A 15,356-nucleotide genomic window follows, 5' to 3' on the forward strand; every position below is an offset into this window, starting at 1 on the left:
GCCGCGGTTTCTATCTAGTACGACGGCGCAGCTAGCCGGCAGTGGCCTTGCCCGCCAAGGGACGTTGCCTGGTCAAAAGTGTTGCTCAACAGGTGTGGCCCGGAACCGCGAAGGTTCCGGGCCACACCTGTTTGTAGTTGGCTAGGCGCTGCTCAGCTGGGTACTGTGCTCAGCCAGGCGCTGCACTTAGCTGTTCCGCACCTAGTTGTGCCGTGCTTGGCTGGGCGTTGCTTAGCTATGCCGGCGCCGTGCCAGCAGACCGGTTCCCACCAGGGCGAGAGCACCAGCCAGCAGCCAGGCACTCTCCGCGCCGGTGGCGGTCAGCTTCTTCTTGACGACGCGGGCGGGCTTGCTCGGCGCCGTAGGTTCGGCCGGCGCGGGTGCGGTGCTCGGGGCCGCCGGTTCGGATGTTGGCGCAACGGTCGGCTCGGTGGTCGGAGCGGTTGTGGGCGCTACCGTTGGATCAACAGTCGGAGTAACAGTCGGGTCTGCCGTCGGCTCGGTGGTCGGTTCCACCGTTGGATCAACAGTCGGTTCAACCGTGGGTTCCGGCGGGATCGGAGTTCCCGGGGTGAGCGTCGCAGTCTTCTGGGTGAAGCTCACCTGCGCGTTGAGAACGGTGCTGCTCCCATCGGCAAAAGTCACCTTGATCGGCAGCTCGTGAGTTCCGGTGGCAGCGTCCTTACCCAGTGTCACGGTAAGTGCGCCGTCGTTCGGATTAACCACAACATCCCAGCCCTTCGGCAGGGTCGCGCCGTCATTGAGCGCGTAAGCACCGTTCACGCTGAGCGCGGGCGTGACCGCAGCGCCGTTCGCATCCGTGAAACTCGGAGCGGGCACGTTCACGGTGACCGGATCCAGATTCTCGCGCGCGGCGGAGGCTGGCTGGTAAGCAGCGTTCACCGCGGTGACGGTGACCTGCGCCGTTGTGGACACAATATCTTCCACCCAGGTACCCGCGGCGTCCTGCGTTTTCACGGCGCGCTTGTAGGTGACGGGGTAGACGCCGGGCGTGGCGGTATCCACCTGGGACGCGTCGATAATCACGCGGGTGGGAATGTCGGTTCCGTCCGGGGCATCGTAATTCGCGGTGGAATAGGTGATGACCTGCTTCGCATCGGTGAGCGCCTGCGGATTGCGGTCGCTCGTGAGGGTGGCCAGGTCGAGGTTACCCGCCTGCGCCGCCTGCTCCGCGAGGCCGCGGATTGTGCTCAGCTGGGCGCGGGAATTGTAAGCACTGTACTGCGGAATCGTGATGTCGCTGGCCTCAACAACCTTGACCAGGCGCACGTGCGCGTTGGAGAGCTCCGCGGCGAGCGGGGCATAAGCACCCTCGTTCATCGCTATGGGATTGCCCTGGGCGTCCACGAAACTGGGCTGTTGGGCGGACATCCCGTAGGTGTAGACCGGCATAATCTGGTCAGCGGTTGCCCCGACCGAGTAGCCCTTATCGCGAATCGCATCCCGAATCGGCATGAGGTCGATCTGGTAGGAATTCACCGTGGCCGTTGAAATCTTCGAGATCATGCTCTCGTAGCCCTCGCATTGCGAGCGTAGCCCATTGGCGTAGGTGGCCTGGTACTGCAGGTTGAAACCGTCAGCGAAGGGCACCTTCTTCTCGGCATCCACATCCCGGTGCTTCACCGTGGGCATGGCCTGCTGCACGGCGAGGGGAACCTGGGTGAAGGGGCCGGAGAGGTCGCTGTAATTGGCGGCATCGGATTTTGCCACCGCCACGAACTTACCGGTGGTGCCGTGCTGGCTGGCCGCGCCGCCGTTATCCAGCTCGGTTAGTGGGGTGAAGCCGCGGAAGCGGATAATCCGCATATAACCCTGCGGCTTCTTCGACATCGCTTCACCATAGTCGGTTCCCGAGAGGGTGAGGGTGTGGTTCTTGAGCGACGCCACCGGCATCAAACCCTTGACCGTGGCAACATCCTGATTGAACTTGAGCGGGACGTCCAGGGTGATCACATCGTCCGGGCCGGTAGAAGCCGGGAGAGTGCCGCGGAGCCACACCGTTGCCACGTTATCCCAATCCGCATCAGCCATCATATCGAGGGTCTTTTGAGTGCCGTCCTTGAGGATGAGCCAGATGGTGACCTTGGTGGATACGCCGGAGGCGGTGATGGCTTCTTTGAGCTTGGGGCCATCGACGACGAAACCTGAAGCGTCTGCCGGGGCGCCGGAGGTATTGTATGCGGCGTCGCCATCCATCCATCCGACCTGGTAGCTGAGTCCGTAGAGCGGAGAGGTGGTGTTATTACGCACCTGGATGCGCGCGGTGAGCTCGGTGGTCTTGGTGAGATCGATGAGGTTATTACGCATGCAATTGAGGCGGTTGCCTGTATCGCGCTGCGGATCGCCCGGCATCGGGAAATTGTTGGAAGCCGAGCCGTCGGCGGCGCGCAGTTGCATGCCTACGCTGAATTTTGCGTCTTTACCGTTCTTATCTTGCGGGGTGATGAGGCTGCCATCACCGACTGCCAGGCCCGAAACGATGGCCGGGCTGGGGTTATCCGCTGTGGGAACGTCCGCCACGGCGAGTGGGGCTACGATTCCGCATCCCAGGACCGTGAGGGCGGATAGTGTTCCGACAGCGAGCTTGCGCATCTTTGCCATGATGTCCTATCCAGAGTTGTGGTTACTTATGCTTCTAACCCTAAATGAAATTTAGTGTTAGCTAAAGCGATCTTGGTAGGACAATGTTCAAGCAGCGCGAGCTGAGTGAATGGCTGGCGCGGGGAGGGGTTGGGTAGGGCTGGGTGTGAATCGGCGGTGCTGTGCGAAAAGGAGGCGTGAAGCGGGTGTGCGTCGTCGTAAAAAGGTATAAACTCAAATTATTGAGGTGACAAACTTCGCGCAAGGGTGCGGGGAAAGGGGTCTCCTCGGGCATCGCGGTAGTCGCGAGAAGGGTGCACGGTCATGGGCGTTATTCGGGGCGTGACGGAAGAAGATATTCTCGCGTTTCTTCGCGAGCACGGCATTGAGGCTGGCGCGAACTACCTGGTGGTGCGTAAGTATAGAAGTTTCTTGGGCGGAATTGGCAAGCTCCTGGTGTCGAACCTGTGGAATGCAATCGACGCGGCGGTGATCCGGGTGCTGGTGGTGACCGATGCCGAGTTTATTGTGATCAATCCGGAGGGGAAGTCGGGGCTGTCGAATATTTCGCGGGCGGACGGCGAGCGTTTCCAGCGGTACCCGTGGGAGAGCGTGATCGATTTTCACGTGGAGCGCAAAGCCACTACCGCGCTTATTAGCTGGACCGCGGAGGGCAAGGCGCAGACCTGGGAAGCGGATATTAACCATCCGGGAGTTTTCAGTTTCAACCCGGTCAATTTGCCGGCGTTCCTGAGGCATTCGCGTTAGGTTGGTTTTGCGGCCGGGCTTGGGGCTTCGGGCGCGGAAAAAGAAATTGCTCCCCACCGGGATTTGAGTCACCGAGGAGGAGCTTCGCGCGCTCGAAGGGATTCGAACCCCCGACCTTCTGATCCGTAGTCAGATGCTCTATCCACTGAGCTACGAGCGCACAGTCACGAGGTGGCTACCACAAGCTCCTCAATAAAAAATTGAGGAGGCGAGCGATTAACCCGCCTCGTTTTGCGACAGATAAGAGTTTACCGCGTTCCCCGGCGAGAGCAAAATCTACAGGCCAGGTGCGTTATGTTTCACATCTGGGCTGGCTGGGTCTGCGGTCGGTGCTGGGTAGTGGCGGCAAGTGTGCTGCCCGGCTGTGTAAGTGCGTTCAACGGAACTCGGTCAGAAAGCTCTCACGATCTTGCGCAGTCAATGCTACTGTATATACAGAGTAATGTTGATTGCGTGTAGTGGGGTGGTTGTGGTGGCAAATGTATCTTTCCGGACGGATGATGAAACGAAGGCTCAGGCTGCGGAGTTGTTCCGTGATCTCGGGTTGGATATGAGTACTGCCATCAATATGTTTTTGCGGCAGTCGATTGCCAGCAACGGCATTCCGTTCACGCCGCATCGCGGGAACTCGGCCAGTGCCGTGGCGAGAGCTGAAGTTGAGTCCCGCACCGGCGCGTCCTTTAGTAGCGTCGCTGAACTGATGGCGGATCTCAATGAGGCTGACTAGCGTCTTCCGTACGAATCAGTTCAAGCGCGATGCCAAGGTGCTGTTCAAGATGGTCCGGCAAGCATGCTGCTGCCCCCTATCCCGGGGCCTGGCCCAATTGGGTAAGTGCTGCGGCGGCTAACCTTCGTGCACGGCTCCGTGGAGGGCTGCCTTATCCTGAGCTCTTTGCGCGATTTTGATCTGAATGGGAGCGGCGGCAGCTTTGACAAGATCCGGATCGGTGATGAGCCGTTCAGGATCAATGTCCGCATCGCTTTCAATTTCAGCGAGTAATTCCGCGTCTGTTCTCATTGTTATAAGTATCTCCGTTCAAGAAGCTATCTTTGAGCCTTCATCGCGTGAAAAATGTTCCCGCAGTTGTAAATAGCAGTCGTCTACTGCGATTGCAAGGAGTGTTTAATCTTGATCACAGCCCACCGCATTCACCCCTGATACCTTTTAACAATCATACTCAGGAGAAAGGGCAGCCGTGACGGACTACTTCATCTACCTCGACGAAAGCGGCACTCTTGACTTCCTTGAACCGGCAAATGAAACTGAATCCCCATTTTTTGGATTCGGATCAGCAATGTTCCTCGGCGAACACCGAGACGCAATATGGCAAGGCCACCTACTCCGCGCCGCGCTCGAAGCCAAAAAAGTCAATCTACCTCATGGTTTCCACGCGAAAAACGATTCGTGGGCGACCCGGGAAGCTGTCCTCAAACTCATCTCCACCCAACCTTTGAGGTTCGATGCGACTTTTCTATATAAGGCGAACGCCTTCCCGTATGTCCAAAGCAGGGGTAAAAGCAGGCTTTATAAAATAGCCCTTTTCTTGCACCTGCAACGAGTTTGTTCGCAGTTTAAGGCCGAAGACCGCCTGTATGTCGTGTTAGCGACATTTAGTGCTGCGTCTTTCAAGGACGCAGCAAAGGAAGCGATTGAGGATATCGCGAATCAAATGGTGCCGACAATCATCCCCTGCGTATGGGATGCTAAAACCGCGTGGGGTATACAGGTAGCAGACTATCTTCTTTGGGCTACCCACCGCATCACCCAGGGGCGCGCATTGAAGAACTACTCGACCTACGTTGAGCCACTCATTGCCAGTGTCGAGTATCCGTGGGGGCGGGTAAAAAAGTAGGAGCCAGCTATCCCCTCGGTGGGGGAAGAGGATCCCTGACCCTCTTTTCGCCGGCACCTAAATTGTATCAGAGCGTAATCTTGTCTCGCTAGCGCCTGGAGCCGAAGCTGGAGCGCTGTATAAAAAGTCCCTGTTTTCAATGGGGCACTTACCAGTAGTACCCCTAGCACTGTACCATATTTGTCATATTCTCTCTCATGAGCAACAGGTCCGAAAATCCGCTAAAGCATAGGTGGTAAAGCGGGAACGCTCATAAGCATGCCGAAGGTCCGGCGTGCTTTTGTAGCATAAGCGGAGAGTAAGGGATTCGAACCCTTGGTGCGGGGTCGCCGCACAACGGTTTTCAAGACCGTCTCATTCGGCCGCTCTGACAACTCTCCAAGCAGCGCCGCCCACGCGGGCTGCAAAAGGCTAGTTTAGCGTAGTTTCGCGCGCTGCTACACCAGTGGCGCAGCTGCTTCGAGCACGGCCCCAAACTCACCCACCGGCGTGAACTCCGGCAGCAGGATGCGCTCCATCAGATGCGCATCCATATCCGCCGAGTGGTTACCGGAATGGGTCATGCCGGTGTCCTCAAAGCCCTGGCGAGCGTAGAAGCCACGCAGCGGCCCCACGCAATCCAGGCGCACCCGGTCGTAGCCGTAGGTGACGGCCAGCTGAGCCATTGCGGCCAGGATGGCCCGCCCGGCGCCCTTCGCCGCAACGGCCGGATTGGCCATGAGGGTGTGCAGGTAGAGGGCGGGCATATCGTCGAACCAGATGAGCGGGTCGGAATGCAGGGCCCGCACGGCGGCGGTGATGGTGCCATCGGCCGCGCGCAAAGCCCAGAATTCGCCGGCGTCTACCTGCTCGGCGATCTTCCACACCGGCAGCGAGCCGAGAGGCCATTGACTGTTGCCGGCGGCAGCCATAGTTTCTTCAATGGTGCGGCGGATGGTGGCGAGGGTGGGGATGTCCTCACGCGTGCACCGGGTTAGGCGAGTCAGTTGAGTGGTCATGAGAGTCGTCGTCCTCCGCAACTCGGTCCCACAGGGGAAATTCGGTCAGGAATTAGCCAGCGCTTGGTATGTATCAGGCAAACATGCGCTGCTGTTAGGTTGGGTTGGGGGTGGCGTCGTCGTACTGGACGAAACACCGGGGGTGTCACGCGGTCATGGGCCGCTGAACCTCAGCGTAAAACAAGAAAAGTCTTCAGTGCAAGCTCTAGTAACGGTCAAGAATCGGTATCGTTGCTGTACGCGAACAGCTGGAAACGCGGGTGGTACCTCCCGGCCTCGCTTGCTGCACACAGGATTTTACACAGCGCGGCGGCCCTGTCAAAACGTGGTGTGCACCACCGGCACGTGCCTCCGTTTCAAGAAGGGCGACGACGCCGCGCCTACCGCCCACCAGCCCTGTTATCCCGCGGAAAAGTGCGTGGCAGCAGCCCGGCGCCCGGCCCGCGGCATTAAGTCTGACAACCACATAGGATGGTGCCATGACTTCTCTACATAAGGACCCGCACAATGATCGTGCGCAGGCCACCGCGCCCAGCGCTGGCGCCGCGGCTGGCTGTTCGGCCCGCGCGCTCGTCACCCGTACCGCCGACCGTGATTTCCGCATCCCGGCCGTGCTGCATCGGGATAACCAGCTGACCGTCTTCTTCGATGAACGCCCGCATCCGAGCGGGGATTTTGACTGGGAAAACCTGGGCGGGGCCATGGCCGCCGACCTGCCCAATCCCAACCGGATTTGCTATATCACCGCTGAGCTTCCCGCCGATGCGGGGGTGAGCGCCGCGGACTCGGAAGCGCCTGCCGCCGGCACTGCGCTGCGCGCGCAAGACCTTGAATTCTCCGCTCCGCTTCCGGTTCCGGGAACGCCGGCGGTGTGCGGGGATCCGTGCGTGGCTGGTGCGCCGGTATGCAGTGCTACGGGCGCGGATGCCGCAGCGCAAACCGACGCCGGGAACGATGCCAGGAACTCTGATGGGAACGACGCCGGCATTACCCTGGCCTACGCCGCCTCGGAAGAAATCGGCTACTTCGGCTCGCGCTTCGCCGGGCCGCGCCTGGAAGCCTGGATTGCCTGGGGGACCAGCCTCGACTCCCTGACCCATACCCGTGTTGACGACGAGCTCTATAGCGAGCTGCGCTGCGATGGCCTCTTCGCCACCTCCGGCTCCACGCCGCTGCTGGGCGATACCGCGCTCCTGCCGTATGTCACGAACCGCGGCGGGGAAGCCGTGATCTACGTGGTGCACGTGCGCGCGGGCCGGATTGTGGCGATTTCCGAGCCAATCCGCCCGGCCGGCACCCCGGGCCTGGACGAAACCACCCTCGAGGTAAGCGGCGGCGAGGTCATCGCGAATATCCGCCTCCAGGGCCGCGGCGGGCGCGTGGTGGCGCGCTCGAGCGACGGCCTGACCTGGTCCGCGCCGCAGCCCCTCAGCCTCCCCGATCCGGGATGCAATGCCAAGCTCATCACCTGCGGAGATGGCACCATCCTCATCCACCCGCATTCGGATACCGCCCGGGAGAACGGCGCTATTGTCGACGACGCCGGACGCCTACTCCGCTCCCTGGGCCCGGGCGAATTCGGTTACTCGGACGCGGTGTGGCTCTCGGATAGCCTCGCCGTCGTTTTTGAACGCGAAAACTCGCTCTACCTCGACCTTATCCCGGGCAGTGAACTGCGCTAACTAAGCCGGGAACGTACCCGCGTGGCACGCCACGCAACGGGGCCGGGTGAGCTGGAAATCCAGCCCACCCGGCCCCGGTTTGTATCTCGCTTCTCGCGTCGCGAGGTGCTTCTCGGCGCGAGGCGCTACCTGATGCGAAGGTGCTGCATCACCGCAGCGCTACCTCAGCGAGATGAGGTGTTATCTCAATGAGATGAGGTGCCTCTGCGCGAGACGGGAAGCGCTTAGCGCCGCACGCCAGGCGTGTCGATGCCGTCGCCGTCCCAGTCACCGATGATGAGCTGATCGCCGGGCTTGCCGTAGGCGACGCTCATCACGGTATTGCCCTGCGCATCGGCGGTGTAGATGACGTTGCCGCGGCGCACCCCAACGGTGTCCACGCCGTCGCCATCCCAATCACCCACGATGACCTCATCGCCCACGCGGCCGAAGCTGAAGACTGCGTCCGCGTTTCCGGATTCCAGGGAGTTCTTCACGAAGAACTGGTTGCCGCGCACCGCCGCGAAGGTCGCGATGCCGTCGCCATCCCAATCGCCGGAGATGAGGGTATCGCTAGCCTTGCCGTAAGCGATGACGCTATCGGCGTTGCCGCTGGTCAGCGAGTTCTTCACGAACACCTTATTGCCGCGGATAACCGCGAAGGTGGACTTGCCGTCGCCATCCCAGTCACCCACCGCGACCTTGTCGCCGGCCTTGCCGTAGGAGAATACGGTGTCGGCATTGCCGCCGCCCAGGGAGTTCTTCACGAAGAACTGGTTACCGCGGCGCACCGCCACGGACTTGCGGCCATCTCCGGTCCAATCGCCCACGAGGAGTTCGTCGCCGGCGCGCCCATAGGAGAAGACGAGATCAGCAACTGTGGACGTCCACGAGTTCGAGAGGAAGTTGGAGTTTCCGTTGGATTCGGGAACCGCCGGTTCGCTCGGCTCCGGGCTGGGAGTCGGGCTCGGCTCCGGAGTCGGATCCTCGGTACCAGGAGTCGGCTCGGGCGAAGGCGCCGGCTTATCGGGCGTCGGATCCGGCTTGGGGCTCGGATCGGGAGTGCCCGGGGTGGGATCGGTACCCGGCGTCGGCTCCTCGGTACCGGGCGTGGGGCTGGGCTCGGGGCTCGGCTCCACGCAGGTATCAGAAACCTCGGTCATCTTGTACACCGCGATTTCCGCGGCGGAAGCCAGGGAATCGGCGGTGCGCCCGTAGGTTCCGGTAATGCGCAGGCGCAGGAACTGGGTGTCCTTAGCGTCCACGAAGAAGGTTGCGGGCTCCGGCGAATTCTCGAAGGTGCCTTCGGCAATCTTCACCGCGCTCTCAGCGTCCTTACCGGCCCACAGTTCCGCGGAGCGGATGCGGCCGTTATCCCCGCCGGCGCTGCGCGGATGCACATCCACTCGGCCGATATTCTCAGCCTGGGGCAGGGCCAGATCAATATCCAGCGGCAGCTTAATCGTGGAGCTCCACGGGCTATGCCAAATGGTATTGAGATCGCCGTCGAAGAGGTTATCGGTGCCGTTATCCTCCCGGGCGGTTTCCGCCGCCACCTCGTTAGCGAGCTTCACGCCCGGCACGTAGACCGGCCGCGATTCGCATTCGCGGTTGATGAGGGTGACCTCGGCGAAGCCATTGGCCGCCACCTTGTCACCGGAGGTGATGCGGAACGGGATGGTCTGGTTACCGTCACCGGCCAGCACCTTCGCGCCGATGGTCACCGGCACCTGAACAACGCGGGTTTCCCCGGCCTTGAGGGTGCCCAGCTCCACGGCTTCGGCTTCCCAACCCGCGGGCAGCTCACCGGGGGTGGCCACCACGCCAGCAAGATCCTCGCTGCCCATATTGGTTACCGACAGCGGAATCGTGGACTTACCGCGATACACCTTGGCGTTCTCCGCGGGGACCGCGGAAACAGGCAGGGAGTTCAGCCAATCCAGGGTGAAATGCGCGTAGAGCATGTCATTGTTATCGCCCTCGTAGAAGATGCCATACCGGCCATCATCCATGGCCCACATCGTGGAGTACGACATGGCACCTTGCTTGAACTGCTTACCAACTGACCACGTGCGTCCGTCGTCGTACGAAATACGCACGAGGCCGTTCGAACGCGAGGTCGCGGACGACGAAGAATAAAGCAAAATCTTCGCCTGTGCGCTGCCTTCCGGTGCGTTCGGGAACGCGCGGATAATCGAGGCGTTATTGCGCGGGTCGGGCAGCTGCCATTCGACCTGCATCGGGGTGTAGGTCTGGCCGCCGTCCTTCGAGAAGGCGACCTTGCGGGCCATAATGCCGTCCGAGGACCGCGAGTTGAGCATGACGGTGCCGTCGGAGAGCTCCACGACCTTGTTCTCGTCCATGTTGCCGTAGACCGGCTGGCCGGGGGTCCAGGTGGCGCCGTTGTCGTCCGAGTAGACGGAGACGGCGGCGTAGCCCTTGCCGTTCGGCATGGTCATCGTGAACTGCTGGATGAGGCGGCCCTTATGCGGGCCGTACTTGAGCTGGATACCAGCGCCGGAGGCCGCGAAGCGGGAGCGAATATTCTCATCGAAGGTGATGTCCTTGGTGATGAGGCGCGGCTTCGACCAGGTCTGGCCGTTGTCATCCGAGTAGACCACCTGCGCGTGCAGGGCCCGCCGGTTATCCGGATCGGTGCCCGGCTGGGAATCCTGGAAACGCACATCGTAGGAGAACACCGAGAAGAGGAAAATACGGCCAGTTTCTTCATTCACTACGAAGGAAGGATCCGAGAAGCCGTACTTATCCGCGTCGCGAATATGCCCCTTGCCCTGCAGGATTTCCTCGGGTGCCGTCCACGACTTTCCGTTGTCCTTGGAGATGCGGAGAGTGATGTGGTTCGGGTTGGGGGAGTCCATGCAGGAATCCGGGCGGCCGTCATAAGCCGCGAGGATCCAGCCGTTATTCGCCTGGGCGAGGGCCGGGATGCGGTAGCAGTAGTTGTCCTTATCGCCGGCGCGCGCCAGGCGCACGGTTTCCATATCCCCACGTTCGGTGGGGACGGTAGCCGGGTCAGGCCGCTTACCAATCTCCTCGTTGATCACCTTGATGGCGGGCAGTTCAGCGCGGATATTATCCTGAAGCACCTGGGTTCCATCGCGATCCTCGGTAGCGCGGAAGACCACGTAGGGGGTGAAGCTACCGCGCTCGGCATCTTCCGCGGTCACCTTGTAGGTGATGGTATCGCAGCCCTTGGTATCCCCGGCTGCCAGATTACCCCAGCGGCAATTCGGGGTGCCGGTGGTCAGGAAGCGGTTGAGGTTGGACTGGTAGGGGAATGCCGTGATCGTGCGATCCGAAGTATTCGTATAGGAAACCCGGAAGGTCAGTTCCTGGCCGATGCGCAGCGGTTCCCCGCCGTCATCGGTGCGCTTGAAGTCCACGGTCATGTACTGCTGCGGCGCGGGGGTTTCCCCTTCGCGTTCCTCCAGCCGGGCAATCGCGCTGGCGTTCACCCCGACCTTGCCTTCCACATTCACAACGAAGTCGAGCCCGATATCGTCGTCGTACGCGACAGCGCTATCACCGATGGTGACCGGAATCGCGACCGTGCGCGTTTCACCAGCCTCCAATTTTCCGATCTGTACCGGCTCAGCGGACCACCCGCGCGGCAGCCACAGCGGCGCCATAACCGGATTTTCGATGGCGGCGGTGCCCAGGTTGGAGACGCTAATCTTCACCTTCGCTTCACCGCGATTGACCACCACGCGTTCAGGAGTGGTGGAGAGCGGCACCGAATTCAGCCAATCGAAGCCAAAGTGGGCGTAGAGCATGTCATTGTTATCGCCCTCGAAGAAGATGCCGTAACGGCCATCCTTCATCGCCCACATGGTGGAGTAGGCCATAGCACCTTTCTTGAAGAGCTTGCCCACTGACCAGCTTTCGCCGTCGTCGTAAGAAACACGGATGAGGCCGTTTTCGCGACCGTCCGGGGACGAGGACGAGTAAAGCAGAATCTTTGCCTTATCGCTGCCCTGCGGCGCGTTCGGGAAGGCGCGGATAATCGAGGCGTTGTTATGCGGATCGGGTAGCTGCCAATCGACCTGCATGGGGCTGTAGGTTGCCCCGCCGTCCGTGGAATACGCAATCTTGCGGGCCCACACATTGTCCGAGGAGCGCGAATTGAGCATGAGAGTGCCGTCGGACAGTTCCACGACCTTGTTCTCATCCATATTGCCGTACACGGGTGCGCCCGGGGTCCAGGTTTCACCGTTGTTATCCGAGTAGACGGAGACCGCCGCGTAACCGCGGTTATTCGGCATGGTCATGGTGAATTGCTGAACCAGGCGGCCCTTGTGATCGCCGTACTTGAGCTGGATGCCAGCGCCGGACGCGGCGAAGCGGGAACGAATGCCCTTATCGAAAGTGATGTCCTTTGTGATGATGCGCGGCTGGGACCAGGTCTCGCCATTGTCATCGGAGTAGACGACCTGCGCGTGCAGCACATTGCGATCATTGGGATCGGTGCCGGGGCGCGAATCCTGGAAACGCTTGTCATAGGAGAAGACGGAGAAAAGGAAAATACGGCCGGTTTCCTCATTCACCACGAAGGACGGATCGGAATATCCGTACTTATCGCGGCTGTAAAGCGTGCCCTTGCCCTGGAGGACTTCCTTTGGCTCGGTCCACGATTTCCCGTTGTCCTTGGAGATACGCAGGGTGATGTGGTTCGGGTTGGGAGAGTCCATGCAGGATCCGGGGCGGCCGTCATAAGCGGCCAAGATCCAGCCGTTATTCGCTTGCGCGAGGGCCGGGATGCGGTAGCAGTAGTCTTCCTTATCGCCCGCGCGCGCCAGTCGCACGGTCTCCATATCCCCGCGTTCGGTGGGGATGGTTGCCGGGTCCGGCTCCTTCGGCGCTTGCTCATTAATGAGGGTCACCGGGGCGAGTTCCTGCCGGATGCCTTCCTGGAGGACCTTTGTGCCGTTGCGATCTTCGGTGGCGCGGAATTCCACGAAGGGGGTGAAGGTGCCGGTCGCCGCATCTTCGGCTGTCACCGTGTAGGTAACCTTCGTGCAGCCTTTGGTTTCGCCGGGTTTGAGATTGGCCCAGCGGCAATTCGGTGTTCCATTGGTGAGAACACCCTTGAGGTTCGACTGGTAGGGGAACGCCGTGATGTTTTGTTTCGAGTGGTTCGTGTAGGTAATTGCGAACGTCATCTTTTGGCCGATGCGGAGCTCATTCCCGTTGTCATCGGTTCGTTCAAGGGTGAGCGACATGTAGTTCGCGGCGTCCGCGGTATTTTCCGCCTCCGAAGCTTCGGTGTTCTCGGCGGATCTATCGGTAGTTTCGGCGGCTCTATTAGTAGGTTCAGTTGAGCTTTCGCTATTTTCTGGCGTGCTCTCCGCGGCGAGAGCGCTTGACGTGCCTGATTCTAATTCGTCAGCAGTGAGGGCCGGCGGCTGCGCAGTCTCGAGGACTTCCGCTGCCTGAGGTTCGGGCTGCGGGGGCGTTTCCCCCGGGCTGGCCCACGCTGTCAACGGCGTGACCGTGAGAGCAACCGTGGCCGACAGTGCCACGAATGCACTCCACCCACGCCGGGCGCGAGGAGTTGACATTGTGCTGTTACCTTTCTGGCAGACATCATCGTCTCGTCTGACGCTATTGTCAGACAACAACGAAAATAGCACAGCACCTCTGCGCTTGGAAAGTTATTGTCAGACAATAATGCCCAATGGAACAGCGTTCTGGTCACATAAAGCAGCGTTTCGACCGCACGGGACGACGTTTCAGTGCGGGTTGCGGCCGCGGTAGGTCCATTTCTCCGCGCTTCGGTACGACGGCGCAGCTCAGTCGGCACGTACTTCCGCAAAGAAGTTCAATGCCCCGGTAAGAATACCTGGCATGGCCAGATAGCGCTCCACCGGGGCTCCGCTACAAGCCTATCGGGATGGGAATGCCCAAACAATGATTCCGGGCTAATAGGGTAAATAGACAAAATGGGCGTCCTGGACAGTGCGGTCAGCAAAGTGGGCGTAAGGAACATGAAAACGGGTGAAAACGGTGCTCTCACGCCCACTTTGTTCGTGATGAGGGCTCGTCGCTAAGTTGGAGGGGAACATAGTGCAAATTCCGGACGGTCAGGGTCGCATAGTGCAAACTCAGAGCAGAAATCAGGCCAAAATGGTGCGTAGATTTGCATCCTGTTGTGGTAGGGCTACCGGCCGTAAACAGAGCTCCAGCCCACTCCCGACCGAAGTCGAGGCGGGCTGAACTATTGCATATATTCTAGCCAGCTTTGGGAGCCGTGGACAAGATGCGCTCCCGCCTCACAGCACCCCGGAAACCCGCGACGTCGGATCCGCAATATCGGCAAAGGAGGCGGCCCGCTGCGCCCGCGCGGCAATATCCGCGGCGCGTTCGGCTCGTTCGGCCCGCTCAGCCTCGCGCTGCTGGGCAGCCGCCTGAGCGGTCAGCGCCTCCGGCGGCGCTTCCGGATCCCCACAATCTCCGAACGCGCTTTCCGCACTTTCCGCGCTTCCCCCGGAACTCCCGGAGTTCGCCCGCTGCTGAGCGGCCTCGTGGCGGTCAATAATCATATTGAGGGGCCGGTAGTGGTCAATGACCGCCCCGCGATACGCGAAAATATCACCATCTTCGGCGGCCTGAATAATACGTTTATGCGCCTGAGCGGTTTCTAGGAGAAGTTCATCGACGTCGTCGTTTAAATCGCGCAGCGCAATAGAGTGCACCACCCACAGTGCCGTGACCATCTCCAACGCAACCTCGTTATCAAGCGCGGACGTCATCGCAATATGGAACTCAATATCTTCGTGCTGGAAGTTTTCCCCGCGCAGCGCCTTTTCGGTCATCCGCGCCACGATGTCGTGCAGATTATCGTGGTGCGTGCCCGACAGCGCCCGCACTACGCCTTCCGCCATCCCCAGATCCAGGTATTCGCGCAGCTGAGCCACGCTCTCCACCGCGCCCGTGCCCGCACCGGCCCGCGCGGAGGAGCGCAGCAGCAAGGATTCAACCAGCGGGGAGAGGGACATATTCGCCACCTGGGTGCCCTTCCCGCGCTGCGAGGTGACAATATCCAGCGCGGCCAGCTTGGATAGCGCCTCGCGCACCGAGGAGCGCGAGACCCCCAGCTCGCGGCACAGCTCCGCTTCGGTGGGGAGCTTCGCGCCGGGTTGCAGGCGTTCTTCAATAATTCGCTGTTTCAAAGCGTCCATGACCAAATCGGCGCGATCCGAGCCGGAACGGGGGTGGCCGCCGGTGACCCGCATAGCGCCCTGCGTGGCATGTGACTGCGCGTCGTCGGGCATCATGACACCTAAGGTATCGGAAAACGGATGTTTTCAAAAGATGTGCGCAGGAATATTGAATAGGGTCACGTTACGCGTGGTATCGCGCAGGAACGACGACGCCGCACAGCTGCCCACGCACCCGTATCTCAGGTTCATCACAAATTGGTCACAGTTTGCTCACAAGCCAGATATCGGGCTTGC

At 60.7% G+C, this 15,356-nt stretch carries 9 protein-coding genes and 2 tRNA genes; 4 read left to right on the plus strand and 7 right to left on the minus strand.

Translation table 11 applies throughout. From position 1 onward, the window contains the following. Window positions 1–231 precede the first annotated feature (231 nt). Window positions 232–2,622: a YPDG domain-containing protein gene (locus QP305_RS06675; RefSeq protein ID WP_284904652.1), complete on the minus strand. Its 2,391-nt coding sequence runs from the start codon at window positions 2,620–2,622 to the stop codon at window positions 232–234. A gap of 303 nt (window positions 2,623–2,925) precedes the next feature. Here QP305_RS06675 and QP305_RS06680 point away from each other — a divergent pair, with 303 nt between their 5' ends. After that, window positions 2,926–3,369, plus strand: coding sequence for a hypothetical protein (locus QP305_RS06680; protein WP_284904653.1), 444 nt, complete (start codon window positions 2,926–2,928; stop codon window positions 3,367–3,369). Window positions 3,370–3,456: 87 nt separating this feature from the next. Here the strand turns inward: QP305_RS06680 and QP305_RS06685 are convergent. Beyond that, a tRNA-Arg gene (locus tag QP305_RS06685) sits at window positions 3,457–3,529 on the minus strand. A gap of 282 nt (window positions 3,530–3,811) precedes the next feature. On the opposite strand from QP305_RS06685, the gene QP305_RS06690 reads away from it, so the two are divergent. Beyond that, complete coding sequence (locus QP305_RS06690) at window positions 3,812–4,096, plus strand: type II toxin-antitoxin system RelB/DinJ family antitoxin (protein ID WP_284904654.1); 285 nt, start codon at window positions 3,812–3,814, stop codon at window positions 4,094–4,096. A 117-nt stretch (window positions 4,097–4,213) separates the two neighbouring features. Here the strand turns inward: QP305_RS06690 and QP305_RS06695 are convergent, their stop codons facing one another. Continuing rightward, window positions 4,214–4,387: a hypothetical protein gene (locus QP305_RS06695; protein WP_284904655.1), complete on the minus strand. Its 174-nt coding sequence runs from the start codon at window positions 4,385–4,387 to the stop codon at window positions 4,214–4,216. A gap of 178 nt (window positions 4,388–4,565) precedes the next feature. On the opposite strand from QP305_RS06695, the gene QP305_RS06700 reads away from it, so the two are divergent. Beyond that, window positions 4,566–5,222: a DUF3800 domain-containing protein gene (locus QP305_RS06700; RefSeq protein ID WP_284904656.1), complete on the plus strand. Its 657-nt coding sequence runs from the start codon at window positions 4,566–4,568 to the stop codon at window positions 5,220–5,222. A 292-nt stretch (window positions 5,223–5,514) separates the two neighbouring features. Here QP305_RS06700 and QP305_RS06705 read toward each other — a convergent pair. Both QP305_RS06705 and QP305_RS06710 read right to left on the minus strand, forming a co-directional pair. Then, a tRNA-Ser gene (locus QP305_RS06705) sits at window positions 5,515–5,602 on the minus strand. 57 nt (window positions 5,603–5,659) lie between these two features. Further along, window positions 5,660–6,220 (minus strand): GNAT family N-acetyltransferase, encoded by a 561-nt coding sequence (locus QP305_RS06710; RefSeq protein ID WP_284889966.1) that lies wholly within the window; start codon window positions 6,218–6,220, stop codon window positions 5,660–5,662. A gap of 479 nt (window positions 6,221–6,699) precedes the next feature. On the opposite strand from QP305_RS06710, the gene QP305_RS06715 reads away from it, so the two are divergent. Then, window positions 6,700–7,902: a sialidase family protein gene (locus tag QP305_RS06715; RefSeq protein WP_284904657.1), complete on the plus strand. Its 1,203-nt coding sequence runs from the start codon at window positions 6,700–6,702 to the stop codon at window positions 7,900–7,902. A 224-nt stretch (window positions 7,903–8,126) separates the two neighbouring features. On the opposite strand, the gene QP305_RS06720 is transcribed toward QP305_RS06715, so the two are convergent. Both QP305_RS06720 and QP305_RS06725 read right to left on the minus strand, forming a co-directional pair. Beyond that, window positions 8,127–13,460 carry an exo-alpha-sialidase gene (locus tag QP305_RS06720; RefSeq protein ID WP_284904658.1) on the minus strand — a complete coding sequence of 1,778 codons (5,334 nt, stop codon included), beginning with the start codon at window positions 13,458–13,460 and terminating at the stop codon, window positions 8,127–8,129. A gap of 711 nt (window positions 13,461–14,171) precedes the next feature. Then, window positions 14,172–15,176 carry a FadR/GntR family transcriptional regulator gene (locus QP305_RS06725; RefSeq protein WP_284904659.1) on the minus strand — a complete coding sequence of 335 codons (1,005 nt, stop codon included), beginning with the start codon at window positions 15,174–15,176 and terminating at the stop codon, window positions 14,172–14,174. Between the last annotated feature and the right edge of the window lie 180 nt (window positions 15,177–15,356).

The sequence above is a fragment of the Actinotignum timonense genome, assembly GCF_030216305.1.
GTDB lineage: Bacteria > Actinomycetota > Actinomycetes > Actinomycetales > Actinomycetaceae > Actinotignum > Actinotignum timonense_A.

Excerpts from the sequence above, each read along its gene's own strand:
- QP305_RS06710 (WP_284889966.1), bottom strand. The coding sequence starts at position 6,220 with ATGACCACTCAACTGACTCGCCTAACCCGGTGCACGCGTGAGGACATC.
- QP305_RS06690 (WP_284904654.1), top strand. The coding sequence starts at position 3,812 with ATGTTGATTGCGTGTAGTGGGGTGGTTGTGGTGGCAAATGTATCTTTC.
- QP305_RS06695 (WP_284904655.1), bottom strand. The coding sequence starts at position 4,387 with ATGAGAACAGACGCGGAATTACTCGCTGAAATTGAAAGCGATGCGGAC.
- QP305_RS06680 (WP_284904653.1), top strand. The coding sequence starts at position 2,926 with ATGGGCGTTATTCGGGGCGTGACGGAAGAAGATATTCTCGCGTTTCTT.
- QP305_RS06675 (WP_284904652.1), bottom strand. The coding sequence starts at position 2,622 with ATGGCAAAGATGCGCAAGCTCGCTGTCGGAACACTATCCGCCCTCACG.
- QP305_RS06725 (WP_284904659.1), bottom strand. The coding sequence starts at position 15,176 with ATGATGCCCGACGACGCGCAGTCACATGCCACGCAGGGCGCTATGCGG.
- QP305_RS06720 (WP_284904658.1), bottom strand. The coding sequence starts at position 13,460 with ATGTCAACTCCTCGCGCCCGGCGTGGGTGGAGTGCATTCGTGGCACTG.
- QP305_RS06715 (WP_284904657.1), top strand. The coding sequence starts at position 6,700 with ATGACTTCTCTACATAAGGACCCGCACAATGATCGTGCGCAGGCCACC.